Raw genomic sequence first — 17201 nt, 5'->3', positions numbered from 1 at the left:
CTCAGTGCTGCAACAATCTGTCGTTGCAGTACTGAGGGACTTGGTTCTGGGACTGCTGTCGGGCCTGCCACGCAAAAACTGTTGGAGCATCGCCGAATGGGCCGGGGAGGCCGCTCCGGACGGCATGCAGCACCTGCTCGGAGCCCCGATGAGCCACGACCGGCGACAAGCCGCACAGCCATGGAGATCACGACCTGCGGTGGACCGTCAGCGGTCCTCCAACTCGACGAACCGGCTCGCCCATGCCCTGAACCGATCGTCGGTCTTCTTCCGCCCGGTCCAGAGCGCGTGCGGGTCCTCCGGCGGCTCAAGGCCGAAGTTCTCGTTCAGCCAGGTGAGGAACTCATGGTGGCCGTCGCTGTGCTCCTCGACGTCCTCAGGGGCGAGAAACCCGAAGTCGGCGACGGGCTCGCTGTCGATCGCCAGAAGCTGGAACAGCTCCCTCAGGTCCCGCGCGATCACATAGAGGTGCCCTTCATCGCCGACCAGGACGACGGGCAGAGCGGCGAGGTCGGTCCGATCGTCGCACCGCCACAGCGCGTAGTCGGAGCCGGAGTGGTTGGCCTGCGCGAAGGGGATGAACCGGCTCAGGAACTCCGGGTGCTCCGACCAGGTGTGGAGGCCGGAGTCTGCGCCGTATTCGCGCAGCTCGAAACCCTCCGAGTAGTAGACCGGGCCGATCCGGTCCTCGAACTCCTTGAGCAGGTTCAGCTCCGGGATCGGCGAGTACGCCTCGCTCATGTGGCCTCCTTGCCCGGCCGGGACGCCTGGCGCGGTTGCGGACGTCTTGCACCGGCCAGGTGATGCTATCCACGCCGGGGACCATCGGGCGGGTGCCGGCGGGCGGCCTCGATCGGGGGCGGGCGAGGTCAGCCGGTCAGGGGCGACGGGCGGGGCGGGTCGCGCTCCTGAAAAGCAGCCGTCAGCGGCTCCGGGCCGTGACGCGCCCTCGCGCGCCGGTGGCGTCCGCAGTCGTTGCGGTGGTCGTCCTCACAGCATGGGGGAGCAGTCGGCATCGGGGTCCCGCGTGATGGCGATCACGTCGTCGAGCCGGTCGCGCACGTCGAGCAGGTCGGTGATCCGCTGGTCGATGCGGGCGCGTTCGGACTCCAGCTGGTCCAGGAGCGCCGGGTGCGCCTCGCCCGAGTCCACGCACGGCAGCACATCGCGGACCACCCTGCTGGGCAGGCCCGCGGCGTACAGCTGTTGGATCAGCCGGACCCGGCCGACGGCGGTGTCGGGGTAGTGCCGCTGGCCTCCGGGGCTGCGGTCGGCCGGGAGCAGATCCTGTTCCTCGTAGTAGCGCAGCGCCCGGACGCTCACCCCCGCCTTGTCGGCGACCTCACCGATACGCACCGGTCCTCCTCCGCCCGGGCGGCCTGCCCGATTTGCACCTGACGTCAACGTCAGGTTCTAGCGTAGTGGGTGTCGGCACTCGCCGAACATTCGCCTCACCGATCTCACGAACGGCCGGTTCCGGCCGCGTGGAAGGGCAGAACATCATGCGGGCAGTCCGTTTTCACGAGTACGGCGGTGTGGAGACCCTCGTGGTCGAGCAGGCGCCGGACCCGCACCCCGGACCCGGTGAGATCCGCATCCGCGTCGCGGCGGCCGGCGTCAACCCCGTCGACTGGAAGGTGCGCTCCGGTGCGGTACGCGAGGTGCTTCCCGTGGACCTGCCCGCGATTCCCGGGCGTGACGCCGTGGGCGTCGTCGACGGGATCGGTGACGGGGTACAGGGGGTGGACATCGGGGACCGCGTCTTCGGCCTGGGCGGCGTCACCGGCGCGACGGCGGAGCTGGCCGTGCTCTCGGCCTGGGCCCACGCGCCCACCACATGGACGGACGAGGAGGCCGCCGGCGCCGGTCTGGCCTCCGTCACCGCGATGGGCGGACTGAAGGCGCTCGGCCCCCTGAGGGGGCGCACCCTGCTCGTCGAGGGCGCCGCCGGAGGCGTGGGCAGTGCCGCGGTCGAGATCGCGGTGGCCCGGGGCGCCACCGTGATCGGGACGGCCAGTGAGCGCAACCACACGTTCCTCACCTCCCTCGGGGCCGTTCCCACCACCTACGGCACCGGCCTCGCGGAGCGCCTGGCCTCCCTGGCCCCGGGCGGGGTCGACCTCGCGCTCGACACCGCGGCCTCCGGCTCCCTGGACGACCTCGTCGCGATCGTGGGCGACCCCTCCCGCGTTTCGACGGTCGCCGACCACGCCAATGCGCAGCGACTGGGCACGCACCTGGCCAACGCGGAGAACGACTCCGCGCTCCTCGCCGAAGCGGGCGAACTCGGCCGACAGGGCCGCTACACACCGCGCATCGAGCGGACCTACCCCCTCGAACGGCTCGCGGAAGCGCACGCCCACGCCGAGCGCGGACACACACGGGGCAAGATCGTGGTCCGCGTCTGAGTCCGTCCGACCGTCCAGGGCTTCCCGCTGCTTCGGCCGCGGGGAGCCCGCGTCCCCGGAGGGGCCGTGCCGATGTCCTTGGGGCGGGAGCGGCGCTCCGGCGCGTCCCCCGCTGTCCCGACCCGCTCGGCGACCGGTTTGCCCCGGCCGATACCCGGGGTGCCCTAGATGAGTAATTCCAAGGGGTGCGTGGTCTGAGCACGAGGCGAGGGAGCCCATGGTCGAGTTGTGACGCAAGACCTGAACTCCCTCGCCCAAGCACTCTACGACACCACCCAACGGCTCCTGAAGCACCGCCCGGACCTGGCCCCCTGGTGCCCCGCCATCGGTTTCCGACCCCGCCTGCCCGACGCCGACCTGGTCACCCTCGCGCTCATGCAGGCCATGCCCGGACACACCGACGAAACCCGATGGCTGCGCTACGCCCGCACCCACCTGTCCGAACGCTTCCCCTACCTGCCCCAACAGAGCGGGTACAACAAACGCCTGCGCAAAGCAGCCCCACTGATCCGCACCCTCATCCGCTACCTGGCCACCGACACCAGCGTGTGGACCGACAACACCTGGGTCATCGATTCCACCCCCGTGGAATGCGCCCGCTCCCGCGAGACCGTCAAACGCTCCGACCTGGCAGGATGGGCCCAGTACGGGTACTGCGCCTCCCACTCCCGCTTCTTCTGGGGGCTGCGCCTGCACCTGGTGTGCACCCTGAGCGGGCTGCCCGTGGCCTTCGCCCTGACCGGGGCCAAGGCCGACGAGCGCACCACCTTGGCCGGCATGTTCGAAGACGATCCCGGCCTGCTCGCCCAGCGGCCCGGGCAGATACTGATCGCGGACAAGAACTACTACGGGCGCGACTTCGAACGCTCCCTGGACCAGGCGGGGGTGAGCCTGCTGCGTCCGGCCCGCAAGGGCGAGCCCCCGCGGGCCGGAGCGGCGTTCTTCCGGCCGTTGCGGCAGGTGATCGAGTCGATCAACCAGACGTTCAAGGGCCAACTGGATCTGGAACGGCACGGTGGTCGCACCCCGGGCGGGGTGATCGCCCGGGTGCTCCAGCGCATCTTGGCGCTGACCGCGGCGATCTGGCACAACGACCGCACCGGCCAGCCGGTCCTACGCTCGTTGACGGCCTACGACCACTGACCCCTTGGAATTACTCATCTAGCTGCGAACCGCCTATGACCGGACCGCACAAGGGTTCAGAGCGCGGGTGTCCGGTCGCAAGGGCGCCCTGCCCCGGCCCCGTCCGGGCGGGTCCGCCCGCTGGGGAAGCCGACCCCGAGCGCGAGGTCCACGAGCCTGTCGACGTCGCCGGAGTCGGCCTTCGCGGGGCCGCCGGTTGCACAGCCAGCGGGTGGGGTCAGCCCAGATCCGCCATGACGTAGGGCTCCAGCTCGGCGGCGAACGTCTCGCTTTTGACTCCTTGCGCCATGCCCGGGGTGCCGGAGTCGATCGGGATGCGCAACGCGCTCGGGCACGATGAGTACGCATCGAGGTCGCTGTCGATGACGAAGGTGGCTACTGCCTCACCGGTCCTGGCCTCGTACACCCTGAACGAGTGCGTCGCCGGGTACACCGGGCTCTCCCCGAAATCCCATTCGCCGGTGCCCATCGATGTGAACTCCCGCTGGTGAACACCGGTCAAGCACACGACCAACTGGCCCGGTAACGGTTCGTCCTCCTGCGTTTCCTCGTCGTAGGCCCGCCATTCGTGAGGCACCGTGTAGATGTCGAAAGATCCACTCCCCAGGTCAGAGCCGGATGAGGGCAACAATTCCACGCCGACCAGCACGAGGTGCGGTCCGGGACCCGCGTAGGGAGGCGCGGCCGGGTTCGGAACGCCCCCACCGCCGAGGCAGTAGTCGACGGAATTCGAGGGCTCCGGTGAAGTGGGAGCTGCCGTCGGCACGATCGGGGTGGGTGAGGGAGTCGGTTCCGGCTCACCCGACCCGCCGCATCCTGGGGCGCTCGCCAGCAGCACAGCGATCAGGGACAGCGCACTCCGGTATGGCATGCGTTTCATGGAACCGTAAAACCGTAAAGACGTGCCGAAGGGAACTCTGGTTGTTCCATTCTCCGTTCTGGGAAGACCTCGGTTTCTGGCCTGCTCGACCGGTTCCCCGAGTTGTGCGGGGCGGAGCGTCAGTGGCACACGGTGAAGAACATTCCGGTCGCGCTCGGCCTTTGAGAAGCCCTCATGGTCGCTGCCCGCATCAGGCTGCGGCTTCCTCGTGACGTGCCGGGCGGGGCACCCGGCGGGGGCTGATCAGGATCAACGTCGTCGCCACGGCGAGGCCGGACAGGAGGGCGGATACGGTCAGGACGGCTTGAACCCCGCCGGTGACAGCTTCGCGGTCGGCGCCGCCGTAGAGGGTGTAGACGGCGCCGAGCGCTGCGGTACCGATACCGGCTCCGACGGAGGCCAGGGTGGAGACGCTTCCGGCGACCATGCCGACGCGTTCGGGTGCGGTGACGTTGACCGCCACGGCCATCACCGGCGCTCCGGCGATGCCGCCTCCGGCGCCCCAGGCCAGCAGCGGGACCAGGAGCACCCACCACGGGGTGTCGGGGGCGACCAGCAGCGCCAGCGCGAGGAGCCCGGCGCCTTTGAGGGTGTAGCCCAAGCCGATGACCAGACCGGGCGCCCAGTGGCTGAGGAGCTTGGAGCCGACCATTCCGGTGATCATCTGCGCGAGGAAGATCGGCGTCATCAACAGGCCCGCGAGGGTCGGGCCCAGCAGAAGCGCGTCGGCGAAATACAGCACCAGGTAGACAGAACCCCCGATGCTCAGAACACGGGAGAGGAACACCGCGAGCATCGCCCCGGAGAACGCCGGCTGGGTGAACAGCCGCAACTCCAGTGTCGGCTGGGGCACGCGGAACTGGAGGACGGAGAACCCCGCCAACGACGTGAGCGCAACGATCAGCAGTGCCGTGTCCTGTATGCCCCAGGTTGCCTCTGGGCGGAGCATGAGCGTGGTGGCGGCGCCGAGACCGACCATCAGCAGCACGCTGCCCAGCCAGTCCGGACGGGCAGCGGGGCCGGGCTGCGCGGTGCGTGGCAGCACACGCGCTGCGACGATGTAGGCCGCGATGCCCAGGGGGATATTGATCCCGAAGACGGCCTGCCATCCGAAGGCCTCGATCAGCAGCCCGCCCAGGGTCGGGGCGAGCAGCCCGGCCGCGGTGGCGAACGATCCCCAGGCGCCGATCGCGAGGTTGCGTTCTTCACCCGAGTACCGGTCCGAGAGCAACGGGATGCCGTTGACCATGATCACCGCAGCCCCGGCGCCCTGGACGACCCGGGCGAGGTTCAAGAACCCCAGGCTCGGCGCCAGCATCGCCGCCAGCGAGGCCAGGGTGAACACCGCGATCCCGGTCAGGAACAACGGCCGCCGCCCCCACCGGTCGGAGAGGCTTCCCACCACCTGCGTGAGGGCGCCCATGGCGACCGTGTAGGTCACCACCACCGACTCCACGGAACCTCCATCGGCGACGTCGGCGCTGATCAGCGGTAACCCGAGCGCGACGATCGTGATGTCGACGACCACCAGCCCGGTGGAGGCCATCACCAGCACCAGCACCCCGCTCAACGGCGGCAGACGACGGGACTTCTCGGCGGCCATACGATCCTCGGCTTTCGACGCGTCAAGGGTTACCTGAGCCAGAGTGCGGCACCAACGACCTAAAAGTCAATGTGTGTGAAGTTTAAGTGTGCGGCCCTAGGATGGGGCCATGCCCAGCTCGCAACGCCGCCGACCGACGACCCGCAAGGGCCGCCCCGTGCTCACCCGCGAAATCATCGCGACCAAAGCCTTGGAGATGGCCGGCGCACAGGGGTTCCGCGCGATCACGATGCACGCCCTGGCCGCCGAACTCGGGGTGACCGTGCGGGCGTTGTACAACTACGTCGAGAACCGCCGCCAGGTCATCGACCTCACCGTCGACCTCATGCTCGACGCCTGGAACCCGCCCCCGCTCGACCCCGGGACCTGGGAGGACTCGGTAGCCGCCCACGCCCGATCACTGCGAGCGCTGTACCGGCGCTGGCCCCGCGCCCTGCTCGTCGCCGTCGACGAGGACACCCCGCCGACCTCGGTCCACCCCAACCGGCTGACCAACCTCGACCGGTTCCTGACACTGCTGCGCGACATCGGCCTCGACACCACCGCCGCGCTCGACGTCCACCGGCACCTGTCCCTGCTCGTGTTCTCCTTCGCCCTGATGGTCGACCACCCCGCCGACCGCGCCACCACCGCGAACCGACCACTCATCCCCGCCCCCTGGCTGGAGGAACACACCGACCTCGACATCCCCACCCTCCGCGAAGCCGCCGCCCTCCCCACGCCGAGCCCGGACGAACAGTTCCAGGCCCTGATCGCCTTGATCACCACACAGGTCAGAAGCCACCTCCACAGTCGGTAACCGGGTTGCTGCAAGGAACGCACCGCGTACGAGGGATGGCACGGTCTCGTCACAGGCCGGGGCGTTAGAGGGCCTGGACCGGTGGCTGGACGCCGGGAACGAATCCGGCGGGGGCCGCACCGTCTCCACGGCGGCCCCGGCCGCCGGCGAACGGCCCCGTGTACGGTCTGCGGCATGACAGCAGAGGAAGCGAAGGCCCCCAGGCCCCGGGTGCAGCTGGTCATCGGCATCGTCCGCCAGGGCCACGAGGTCCTGCTCGTGCGGGAGAGCCTCGGCAGCGGCGGCGAGATGCGCTGGTCACTGCCCGGCGGCGGGGTCGAGGACGGCGAGCTCATGCACGAAGCCCTGCGCCGCGAGCTGCGGGAGGAGACCGGGCTGTTGGTGGGCGACCCGGTGAGGACCGCGTTCCTCATGCACATCGACTCCGAGGAGCACCCCTCCGCAGTGGCCGCAGCCTTCGAGATCGACGAGTGGTCGGGGGACATCGCCCCGCAGGACGACGACATCGAACACGCCGCCTTCTTCCCCCTGCCCGACGCCCTGAAGCTGCTCGGCGAACTGGACAGCCCGACACAGCGGGAGCCCATCCTCGGCTACCTGACCGGGGCCGTCGCGTCGGGGGCCACCTGGCTGTACCGCAACCGGGGCACGCAGGAGAGGCTTGTCGCCCGCTGGTGACGCCAGACCGCATCCACTGTCGTCTTCGCGGCTGCCAACGGTCGCGCGGCCTCGCGCACGGCACCCCGTGAACCGGCGTCGCGTTCCGGGACCGCACCCGGTGCCACGACGGCGGCGGACCCGGCCGCTCCGCCGGTCACCGCGACCGCGCATGACATCTGTCATCCCGGGCCCGTGCGGAGCGCAGAGGTATCCCGTGACCGGTGGCACTCGGTTGCGGGCGCACCCCGAAATACGTTCGTGGCATGTACCGCAACGATGACTTCTCCGCCCCTCCTCCACCCTCGCGACCGGCCGCCGAGCCGTTCCTCACGGCGTGGGACGGCGGTGCGGGGCAGGCCCCGCCGCCCCCGCTGTCCGGGGAGCCGGCCCGTCCCGCGCCGGCCCCTGGGCGCCGCGGTCCGCGGGCGGTCCCGCCGGGCGTGGAGTACCACCGCGTGCTCGCCGGGGACAAGCGCCGCATCGGTCGGGGAGTCCTCGCGATCGTGCTCCTGGTGGCGGGGCTGTTCGTCTTCGGCCTTGCCTTCGTCCAGGCCGCTACCTTCCTGGACACGCGGATGGGCAACACCAACCCGGCGGCGGGCGGCACCGACTACACACCGCTCTACCACGCCGCGGGCATGCTCTCCCTCGCCCTGCTCATCCCATGGAGCATGCTCATCCAGCGGTGGCTCTACGGGGTGAGGGGCGCCTCGCTGCACTCGGTGGTCTCGGGTTTCCGGTTCGACGTGTTCGGCCGGGCCCTGCTGTTCATCGGCCCCGTCTGGCTGGTCGCCGTGTTCGTCATGAACGTCTCGATGCCCGTCGAGCAGACCTACTGGCCGGTCGCCGACCTGGTCGGCGTGCTGGTCGGCACCCTCCTGCTGACGCCCCTGCAGTCGGCCGGCGAGGAGTACGGCCTCCGCGGTCTCGTCCTCCGGGTCACCGGGAGCTGGAGCCGCGGGCCGCGCACCGGGCTGGTCCTCGGCGTCCTCGTCTCCAGCCTGCTGTTCACGACCGTCCACGGCGCGGACGACCCGTGGATCAACCTCTGGTACTTCACCCTCGCCGTCAGCCTGGCCGTCATCACCTGGCGCACCGGCGGCATCGAGATCGCCGTCGTCGTCCACGCCCTGCTCAACACGCTCACCTTCATCATCGTCACGGCCCTGCACTCCGACATCGGCAGTGCTGTCACGGACCGGTCGGTGGGCACAGGGTCGGCCGTCCTTCTCGTGCCGAGCGTCACCGTCGCCGCGATCGCGGCAGTGGTGTGGCTGCGCACGCGCAGGTCGGGACCGGCGCTCACCCCTTCCGACCCGCACCCCGTGCGGGTCTGACGGGGCGACGGCGGCCATGGGCGCACGGCCGCCGGCCGGCGTCGGCGGGGCCCGTCGACGTCTCCCTCTCCCGAACGCCGATGACCTTCTGTCCGGGGCCCGGTCTACAAAGACGGCTACAGACGGATCGACGGGAGCAACTCATGGGACAACTGGTCGTGGTCGAGTTCGTGTCGCTGGACGGCGTCATGCAGTCGGTCCTCTCCGCGGACGAGGACCGGGAGGGCGGGTTCGACGGGGGCGGCTGGGTGCTGCCCTACGTCGACGACGTCGTGGAGCGGGTCATGAGCGAGGCCACGGCCGGAGCCGGCGCTCTGCTCCTCGGCCGCAGGACGTACGAGATCTTCGCCGGAACCTGGCCGTACGCGGACATGGACGATCCCGCCGTTGCGGCGATGAACGCGATGCCCAAGTACGTCGCCTCACGCACCCTCGAGGAGCTCGGGTGGAACAACTCCGTCCTCCTCGGCGCAGACCTGGTGGCGGAGGTCGGCCGGATCAAAGCCGAGACGGAGGCGGAGACCGTGGTGCTGGGCAGCGGTGACCTGCTCCGGACGCTGGTCGGGCACGACCTCGTCGACGAGTACCGCCTGCTGGTCTTCCCGCTCGTCCTGGGCAGGGGCAAGCGGCTCTTCGCCGAGGGCACGGCCCCGCGCCGCCTGGCTCTGGCCGCCACACGGTCGACACCGTCCGGAGTCCTGATCAACACGTACCGCCGCGTAGGGGAGAGCGGCCCCACCGCCTAGGCCCGCCGGCTTCGGCTCGTGCGGAGAGGGGCTTCCACCCTGATGGGAGCCCCTCGCCGGACATGCGGGCGCGCGGCCGTCGTCGCGTCCCCTCACGGAACGGCACGGACGTGGTTGGATTGGCGGCGCACCTTCGCGCCGGAACGTCCTGGTTCGTCGGGCGCTCGCTGCGCTGCCGCCCCTCGATCGTCTGCCGACGGGCCGGCCGGAGCGCCCTGGAGAAAGGCCGTCCCGGCCCGCTGCCCGACGGCACACCCCCGTGAGGAACCACGCGATGAGCACCCCGCCCGCCTTCCCCCTGAAGCCCGTTCCGATCCACGTCGGCGACGAGGTCCTCGACGACCTGCGCGCCCGCCTCGCATCGACCCGCCCGCCGCTGGACGAGGGGAACGGGGACTGGTCCTACGGCGTCCCCGACAGCTATCTCCGTGACCTGGTCGCCTACTGGCGGGACGGCTACGACTGGCGAAAGGCCGAGGCCGCCATCAACGTCCACGAGCACTACCGGGTGGACGTCGCCGGTGTCCCGGTGCACTTCATGCGCAAGCCCGGCCGCGGCCCCCGGCCGATCCCGTTGATCCTCACGCACGGCTGGCCGTGGACGTTCTGGCACTGGTCGAAGGTGATCGGCCCGCTCGCCGACCCGGCCGCGTTCGGCGGTGACCCCGAGGACGCCTTCGAGGTCATCGTGCCGTCCCTGCCCGGCTTCGGCTTCCCCGGCCCGCTCACCGGCTTTCCGGACGTCAACTTCTGGAAGGTCTCCGACCTCTGGCACACCCTGATGACCCGGACCCTGGGGTACGGGAAGTACGCCGCCGGGGGCTGTGATATCGGCGGGATCGTCTCCAGCCAGCTCGGCCACAAGTACGCCGACGCGCTGTACGGCGTCCACATCGGCTCCGGGCTGCCGCTCGACTTCTTCAACGGCCCCCGGGCCTGGGACTTCGCCCGCAACCGGCCCCTCACCGACGACCAGCCGGCCGATGTCCGCGCCCGGATCGTCGAGATGGACCACCGCTCGGCGAGCCACCTCGCCGTGCACATGCTCGACGGCGCCACCCTCGCCCACGGTCTGAGCGACTCACCCGCCGGACTGCTCGCCTGGCTGTTGGAGCGGTGGAACGCCTGGAGTGACAACGGCGGCGACGTCGAATCCGTCTTCACCAGGGACGACCTGCTCACCCACGCCACGATCTACTGGGCGAACAACTCCATCGCCACGTCGATGCGCTACTACGCCAACGCCAATCGCTACCCCTGGACCCCCTCCCACGACCGCACCCCGGTCGTGCAGGCCCCGGTCGGCCTCACCCTTGTCACCTACGAGAACCCGCCCGGCGTCCACACCGCCGCCGAACGCGTCCGGGCGTTCAGGAACGGCCCGCAGGGCGACTGGTTCAACCACGTCAACGTCAACGCCCACGACCACGGCGGCCACTTCATCCCCTGGGAGAACCCCGGAGCCTGGGTGGACGACCTGCGCCGCACCTTTCACGACATCAGGCCCTGACCGGCCTGCGCGGGCTCCCGGACGGACGGCCGGGCGGACACCGCCCGGCGGGGGAGTGCGCGTAGTCCGACCGGCCCCTCCCGTTCGTCTCTCAGGCCCCCGGCTCCTGGCGGACGCGCTCCTGGTGGCGACGGGCCTTCAGGCGGTTGCCGCAGGTCTTCATCGAGCACCAGCGGGCGGTGTTGGCGCGGCTGCGGTCCAGGAGGAAGAGGCGGCACTCGTCGTTGCCGCAGGGGCGCAGCCGGCCGGGCCTGCGTGCCCGGACCTCGTACCAGGCGAGCACCAGCTCCACCGCGAGCCTCCGTTCGGGCGGCCCGTGCAGAGGCCACCGCAGCTCCTCCCGGCCGACCTCGGGGACCCGGTGGGCGCCGGCGAGGATCCGCCGCAGCTCCGTCTCGGGCAGGGGGCCGCGGGTGGCGGCCTGGACCGCGTCCCTGGCCGTCCGCAGCCAGTCGAGCGCCGGCGCCTCGTCCGGGCCGCCGTGCTCCTGCGCCCACCGCCGCAGCACGGCGTCATCGGCCCACAGGTCCCGCGGCCGGCCGTCCACCACCGGGGTGCTGTTCAGCGCCTCCAGCAGCGCCTGTTCGTCGATCACGACCGCCCACCTCCCCGCCTAACCCTCTTGGTTCACTTGACAGGTTACCTCGAATGGGGTCCACTGTGGGTGTCGATAACCACCAAAATGGATTGATAGGGTTAGTCATGGTCGAGGTCCGCCACCAGTACGCCACCGTTCGAGGGCACCGCGTCTTCTACCGGGAGGCCGGCCCCCGCGAGGCGCCGGCCCTGGTGCTCCTGCACGGTTTCCCCACCAGCTCGCGCATGTTCCGCCACCTGATCCCGCGGCTCGCCGACCGGTTCCGCGTCATCGCCCCGGACCACCTCGGGTTCGGCCACTCCGACACCCCGCCGGCCGACACGTTCAGCTACACCTTCGACGCGCTCACCGACATCACCGAGGCGCTCCTGGCCGAGATCGGCGTCGACCGCTACGCCGTCTACGTGCAGGACTACGGCGCCCCCATCGCCTGGCGGCTCGCGCTCCGCGCCCCGGAGGCGGTCACCGCGGTGGTCTCCCAGAGCGGCAACGCCTACGAGGAGGGCTTCGTCCCGCAGTTCTGGGCGCCCCTGTGGGCCTACGCCGAGGACCCGGGACCCGGCACGGAGCCGGCTGTCCGCGCCGCACTGGGGCCCGACGCCGTCCGCTGGCAGTACCTCCACGGCGTGGACCGCCCGGAACTGGTCGACCCCGACACCTGGACGGCCGACCACCGCGACATCAGCCGCCCCGGCAACGACCTCGCGCAGCTCGCCCTCTTCCGCGACTACGCCGCCAACCGGCCCCTGTACCCGCGGCTGCACACGTACTTCCGGGAGAGCCGCGTCCCGCTCCTGGCCGTATGGGGGGCCGGGGACCTCATCTTCGGCCCCGACGGTGCGCGCGCCTTCGCCCGGGACCTGCCGGACGCCGAGATCCACCTGGTGCCCGGAGGCGGCCACTTCCTGCTCGAGAGCCACCTGGACACCGTGGTCGGCCACATGCGGGACTTCCTGGGCCGCACGCTGCCGTGACCAGGGCGGGTCTGACGCCGCGGCCCCCGGCGCGGGCTGTGACGCTCCTCGGCCCCCGGGCGGCCACGGCGGCCGGCGCCGCCCGGACACCCGCCGTGCGTGCCGGCGCCCCTCGGCGCGCACGGCAGGGAACGCCCGTCCCAGGGCCCCGCCCAAGCCGGGACAGTGGCGCGCCCCCGCCGGTGAGGCGGGAATCGGAGTTCTCCTGCGCCCGCCGGCCTCCCCGGTGAGGATGGGGCCATGACCCTCCCGCGCCCCCTCCCGCGCCCCCTCCTCGCCCCGGCCGCACTCCTCGCCCTCGCCCTCACCGCGTGCGGCGGACAGGACACGGCCCCCGACCCTGAACCCTCTCCCACCGCCGACGCCTCGACCTCCCCCTCTCCCGAGGGCCTGTCGCAGGAAGCCCTGGAGCAACAGGAGATCGACACCATCTCGGCGTGCACGCACGCGCGCATGGCCGCGGAGTCGTGGGACGTGGCCGCCGGTGTGGAGCCGGCGGAACCCGGTGTGGACGTCGACAGCACCATCACGTCCTTGACCGAGCTGGGCGACCTCTACGCCGGGACGGCTGCCGATTTCCTGACAACGGCGACCCCGGAGGCCCGGGAGGCGGTGGCCGACCAGGCTTCACCTCAAGGAATGGTGGCGGTCCTACGCGAGTGGTGCCTGGACACCGGGGTCATCGACGAGGAGGGGGAGCCGATCGACCCTCCGCCCGGGTACGAGCCCCCTTCCGAGGCGGAGTGACCCGGCCCCTCGCCCAGGAGGGACGTGGCCCGTCGTCCCAGGACGACGACCCGCTCAGGGGAAAGCCCGCCCTTCACACCTGTGGAGGGCGTGGCTTCTTCGCGTCCAACCGCACACCTGTCGTGCACGGCCGCGTCAGGTCTGGAAGGGCGGGGGGTTGGTCCCGCGCATGCGGTAGTCGGGGCGGGGCCGTTCCAACCGGATCGACTCCAGCACGGTGTAGGCGTGGTACTTGGTCTGGGTGGTGGCGCCCGCCAGGCGCTCCCACCACAGCTGCCCGTTACTGGTCCGCTTCTCCAGGACGTGCCGGGTGGTGTAGTTCGCCATGGAACTGATCCAGTTCTCCGTGCCGACGAAGACCCTGTCCTGGCCGGCGCCGGCCAGGATGCCGACCAGCACGTCGGAGCCGCTGAACCGCTCGACCGCCGCGGTGGCCCCTTCGAGCACGTCGGCGAAGTACTCCACGCACAGCTCCACCTGCTCACGGGTGCCGTAGTGCATGTGGTGCCCGCCGACGAAGAAGTCGAAGTCGTACTCGAGGATCTGGGAGTGCGCCTCGTACCAGCCGGAGATGTTCTGCGAGGCGTCGCAGTGCATGAACGTCACGGAGCCCGGGCTCAGGATGTCCACAGCGGTGAGCACCTTCTGCCGGGGGGCGTAGACGAAGATGTTCCCCGGGCAGTGGTTCTCGCCCTTGTAGGACAGGTGCAGCTCCACGCCGCCCACGTCGAGGACGTAGTCGTTCTCGAACGTGCGCGTCGGCACCGGGCGCTTGGGGTCGGGGAACCGCTCCAGGAGTTCCTTGGTGATGCGGTGGGCGACGATCTCGACGTCGGGACCGAACACGGAGGCCGCGCCGATGTGGTCGGCGTGCCAGTGGCTGTAGACCACGTGGGTCACCGGTTGGTCGGTGACCTCCTCGATCGCCGCCAGCATGTTCTCGCCCAGCGTCGGCGGTGCGTCGATGGCGACCACGCCCTCGCCGGTCACCACGAACGCGGCGTCGTAACCGGCGCTGGTGACCCAGTAGAAGCCGTCGCGCAGTTCCTCCACGTGGTAGCCGTACTTCTGGAAGCGCTCACTCCGCAGATACGGGGGGTAGTAACCCTTGGGGTCGGAGGGGTCGTCCTCCCCGACCCGGGGGAAACCGTAGTGGTCGATGCCGTAGAAGTCCGGGGCGCTGTCGGCGGTGATGGTTTTCTGGCCGCTGGGGCACATGGATGAAATACCTTTCCTTGCTCTTCGCTCTTGTGGAACATGCGGTCCTCGGCGCGGTGCACGACCGGCCGCGCTGTTCCGGTCACGTGAACCGCAGGACCGCCTTGGTGATCCGACCCGAGCCCGCGTCGTCGAACGCGGTGTTGATGTCGGTGAAGTCGTAGAAGGACAGCAGCCGGTCGATCGGGAACCGGCCCGCCCGGTAGAGTTCGGCGAGTTCGTCGACCAGCAGCGGCGAGACCGCGTCGCCCTGGATGATGCCTTGCAGCGACTGGCCCATCGTGAGCCGGCCCGCGTCGACCACCGCGCCCCCGCCCTCGTGGAAGGCCACGAAGCCGAACCGCCCCATGGGCGCCAGCGCGCCGACACCCGCGTCGAGGTTCTCCGCCCGGCCGCTCGTGTCCAGGACGTACTCCATGCCGCGCTCCTGGACCGCGCGGAGCTCGGCTGCCAGGTCCCCGACCAGCCCGGGGTCGACGGTGTGGGTCGCTCCCAGTTCGCGCGCGAGTGCGAGCCGGTCGGCGTCGACGTCGACCGCCACGATGACGGCCGCACCCGCGACGCGCGCCGCCATGACCGCAGCCAGGCCCACGGCGCCCACGCCGAACACGGCGAGGGACGCGCCCACCGGAACGGCGAGGGCCTTGAGCACGGCCCCGGCGCCCGTCTGCAGACCGCAGCCCAGCGGGGCCATGACCTCGAGGGGCAGGTCGGCGGGCACCTTGATGGTGTTGCGCTGGTGGGTGAGGGCGTAGGTGGAGAAGGAGGACTGCCCGAAGAAGTGTCCGCGGGGTTCGGGGCCGGTGTCGGGCCCACCGGCGGTGTGCAGCCCGTTCGACCCGTCCAGGCGGGCCCCCGCGAAGTTCGCCGCCCAGACGTCGTCGCAGTAGGCCGCGTGCCCGGAGACGCACGGCTTGCACCGACCGCACGAGTGGTAGGAGAGCACGACGTGGTCACCGGGTGCGACGGAGGTGACGGCGCTGCCCGTGCGTTCGACGATCCCCGCGCCCTCGTGCCCCAGCACCACGGGCAGCGGTGTCGCCATCCGCTGGGCCCGCACGTGGGCGTCGGTCGCGCATATCCCGGTCGCGACCATCCGGACCAGGACCTCGTCGGGCCGGGGTTCCTCGACCTCGACGTCGCGGAACTCGAACGGCCCGTCCTGCTTCTCGATCACGGCGGCCAGCGCGGGTGTGGTCGTACGGCGTTGCCCGCTCACAGGGCCCCGCCGACGCCGAAGCGACCGGGGACAGCATTCATCGACGACTCCTGGAATCGGTGTGGTGCGGGCCGAAAGACCCTCGAGCGGGACTGAACCTACGGCAGCCGTTCGGGTCCGCGAATCGGTCGCCGTATCGGTCACGGCCGCAGGTGCTGCCGGAGGCCGGTTCGCGCGGCCTGTTCCACCCGGGCGATCAGTCGGCTGTTGTGGACGGCGTGCGCGAATCCCGGGGTGTCGTACGTCCTGTTCCTGATGTCGCGGGCCAGAGCGGCATACACCTCTCCCACGTTGACGGAGGCGCCCGTCCAGACCTCCGCGGCGGTCGGGCCGGCGCCGGAGGCGACGGGGGCGTCGGGCGCCGTGAACTCCGCACTCGAGGTCAGCACGAGGTCGCCGACCTGAACACCCGCGGGATGGTCGCCGGTCAGCGCCAGCCGGCCGTCCGTTCCGCGGACCTCCAGGCTGAAGCGGGCGTCCGCCGCGGGTACGCCCGCCAGGACCTGCACTCCCACCGGCGCACCCGAGGCGGTCTTGACGACGGCGTCGAGGTGGTCCGGTGTCTCCCGGACCGACATCTCGCCGGTGTCGGTCAGCCGTACCCGTGGCCACAGGAGTTCGGTGCGCGCGTCGATCTCGGTGACGCGCCCGAGGACCGCCTCGACCACGTCGAGCACGTGGCCCACCGCGATGGTCAGGAAACCGGCTCCCGCCGCCGCCTTGTCGAAGTACGCGTAGGCGCTCACCGACTCCGGGCCGTTGCCGAACGTCGTCGCGGCGACCCGTGCCGAGAGCAGTCGCCCCAGCCGGCCCTCCGCCACGATCTGCCCGGCGCGGCGCACCGAGGGGTTGTGCCGCCCCTGCAGGCCGATCGCCGTGTGCAGTCGGCCCGCCGCCGCGGCCATCTCCTCGGTTTGCGCGACGGTCGCGCCCAGCGGGGACTCCGAGTACACGGCCTTGCCCGCCGCGAGTGCCGCCAGCACGAGTTCGCGGTGGGCCGGAACCTTGACGGCCACGGTGACGAGATCGACGGAGGGGTCGCCGATCAGTTCGAAGGGATCGGCGAACCAGGACTCGGCGCCGAACACCTCGGCCGCGCGGCGCGCACTCTCCTCGCGCCGGGTCGCCACGGCCGCCAACCTGAACTCCGGCTGCGCCGCCAGGGCGGGGACGTGCGACGCCCCCGCCCAACTCGCCTCGGTGTCGGCGCCGATGACGCCGACACGGATCGGGCTGTTCGACATGATGTGCGGTTCCGTTCTTGATGAGCGGCCGGCGTACGGCTGGTCCGTAGGTCCGGTCCGCTGTCGGGGCGCGGAAGTGGTGGGGCCGTCCCGGAGGCGTCGCGCCACCGCCCGG

The 17201-nt window shown here is 71.0% G+C and carries 17 protein-coding genes; 9 read left to right on the top strand and 8 right to left on the bottom strand.

The features are described 5' to 3' along the window. Positions 1-207: 207 nt before the first annotated feature. Entirely contained in the window at positions 208-741 is a 534-nt protein-coding gene (locus OUQ99_RS17645) for a hypothetical protein (protein ID WP_267950587.1), read from the bottom strand. Positions 742-990: 249 nt separating this feature from the next. Beyond that, positions 991-1356 carry a MerR family transcriptional regulator gene (locus OUQ99_RS17640; protein ID WP_267944861.1) on the bottom strand — a complete coding sequence of 122 codons (366 nt, stop codon included), beginning with the start codon at positions 1354-1356 and terminating at the stop codon, positions 991-993. A 146-nt stretch (positions 1357-1502) separates the two neighbouring features. Between OUQ99_RS17640 and OUQ99_RS17635 the strand changes: the two genes are divergently transcribed. Then, positions 1503-2408 (top strand): NADP-dependent oxidoreductase, encoded by a 906-nt coding sequence (locus OUQ99_RS17635; protein WP_267944860.1) that lies wholly within the window; start codon positions 1503-1505, stop codon positions 2406-2408. Positions 2409-2636: 228 nt separating this feature from the next. Further along, positions 2637-3551: an IS982 family transposase gene (locus tag OUQ99_RS17630; RefSeq protein WP_267944859.1), complete on the top strand. Its 915-nt coding sequence runs from the start codon at positions 2637-2639 to the stop codon at positions 3549-3551. A 217-nt stretch (positions 3552-3768) separates the two neighbouring features. On the opposite strand, the gene OUQ99_RS17625 is transcribed toward OUQ99_RS17630, so the two are convergent. Both OUQ99_RS17625 and OUQ99_RS17620 read right to left on the bottom strand, forming a co-directional pair. Beyond that, the gene (locus OUQ99_RS17625; RefSeq protein WP_267944858.1) at positions 3769-4431 is read right to left on the bottom strand and encodes a hypothetical protein; all 663 of its coding nucleotides are present in this window, start codon (positions 4429-4431) and stop codon (positions 3769-3771) included. Positions 4432-4621: 190 nt separating this feature from the next. After that, entirely contained in the window at positions 4622-6034 is a 1413-nt protein-coding gene (locus OUQ99_RS17620) for an MFS transporter (RefSeq protein WP_267944857.1), read from the bottom strand. Positions 6035-6143: 109 nt separating this feature from the next. On the opposite strand from OUQ99_RS17620, the gene OUQ99_RS17615 reads away from it, so the two are divergent. From OUQ99_RS17615 to OUQ99_RS17595, 5 genes are all read left to right on the top strand, one after another. Beyond that, entirely contained in the window at positions 6144-6833 is a 690-nt protein-coding gene (locus tag OUQ99_RS17615; protein ID WP_267944856.1) for a TetR/AcrR family transcriptional regulator, read from the top strand. A gap of 174 nt (positions 6834-7007) precedes the next feature. Next, positions 7008-7511: an NUDIX hydrolase gene (locus OUQ99_RS17610; RefSeq protein WP_267944855.1), complete on the top strand. Its 504-nt coding sequence runs from the start codon at positions 7008-7010 to the stop codon at positions 7509-7511. Positions 7512-7756: 245 nt separating this feature from the next. Next, positions 7757-8830, top strand: a complete 1074-nt coding sequence (locus tag OUQ99_RS17605) for a CPBP family intramembrane glutamic endopeptidase (RefSeq protein ID WP_267944854.1) — start codon at positions 7757-7759, stop codon at positions 8828-8830. Positions 8831-8973: 143 nt separating this feature from the next. Then, on the top strand, positions 8974-9576 hold the full coding sequence (locus OUQ99_RS17600; RefSeq protein WP_267944853.1) for a dihydrofolate reductase family protein: 603 nt from the start codon (positions 8974-8976) through the stop codon (positions 9574-9576). A gap of 274 nt (positions 9577-9850) precedes the next feature. Further along, positions 9851-11086 carry an epoxide hydrolase family protein gene (locus tag OUQ99_RS17595; RefSeq protein ID WP_267944852.1) on the top strand — a complete coding sequence of 412 codons (1236 nt, stop codon included), beginning with the start codon at positions 9851-9853 and terminating at the stop codon, positions 11084-11086. Between the two features lie 91 nt (positions 11087-11177). On the opposite strand, the gene OUQ99_RS17590 is transcribed toward OUQ99_RS17595, so the two are convergent. After that, positions 11178-11681 (bottom strand): CGNR zinc finger domain-containing protein, encoded by a 504-nt coding sequence (locus OUQ99_RS17590; RefSeq protein ID WP_267944851.1) that lies wholly within the window; start codon positions 11679-11681, stop codon positions 11178-11180. 107 nt (positions 11682-11788) lie between these two features. On the opposite strand from OUQ99_RS17590, the gene OUQ99_RS17585 reads away from it, so the two are divergent. Then, positions 11789-12658: an alpha/beta fold hydrolase gene (locus OUQ99_RS17585; protein ID WP_267944850.1), complete on the top strand. Its 870-nt coding sequence runs from the start codon at positions 11789-11791 to the stop codon at positions 12656-12658. 240 nt (positions 12659-12898) lie between these two features. Continuing rightward, a complete protein-coding gene (locus tag OUQ99_RS17580) occupies positions 12899-13405 on the top strand; it encodes a hypothetical protein (protein ID WP_267944849.1) in 507 nt (168 codons plus the stop codon). A gap of 135 nt (positions 13406-13540) precedes the next feature. Here the strand turns inward: OUQ99_RS17580 and OUQ99_RS17575 are convergent, their stop codons facing one another. The 3 genes from OUQ99_RS17575 to OUQ99_RS17565 all read right to left on the bottom strand — a co-directional run bounded on the left by OUQ99_RS17575 (position 13541) and on the right by OUQ99_RS17565 (position 17086). After that, positions 13541-14623 (bottom strand): MBL fold metallo-hydrolase, encoded by a 1083-nt coding sequence (locus OUQ99_RS17575; protein WP_267944848.1) that lies wholly within the window; start codon positions 14621-14623, stop codon positions 13541-13543. A gap of 82 nt (positions 14624-14705) precedes the next feature. Then, positions 14706-15842, bottom strand: coding sequence for an NAD(P)-dependent alcohol dehydrogenase (locus OUQ99_RS17570; protein WP_267944847.1), 1137 nt, complete (start codon positions 15840-15842; stop codon positions 14706-14708). A 140-nt stretch (positions 15843-15982) separates the two neighbouring features. Continuing rightward, positions 15983-17086 (bottom strand): Gfo/Idh/MocA family protein, encoded by a 1104-nt coding sequence (locus tag OUQ99_RS17565; protein WP_267944846.1) that lies wholly within the window; start codon positions 17084-17086, stop codon positions 15983-15985. Between the last annotated feature and the right edge of the window lie 115 nt (positions 17087-17201).

The organism is Streptomonospora nanhaiensis (genome assembly GCF_026642255.1).
Lineage (GTDB): Bacteria > Actinomycetota > Actinomycetes > Streptosporangiales > Streptosporangiaceae > Nocardiopsis > Nocardiopsis tropica.
This window is presented reverse-complemented; position numbering and strand designations above follow the sequence as displayed.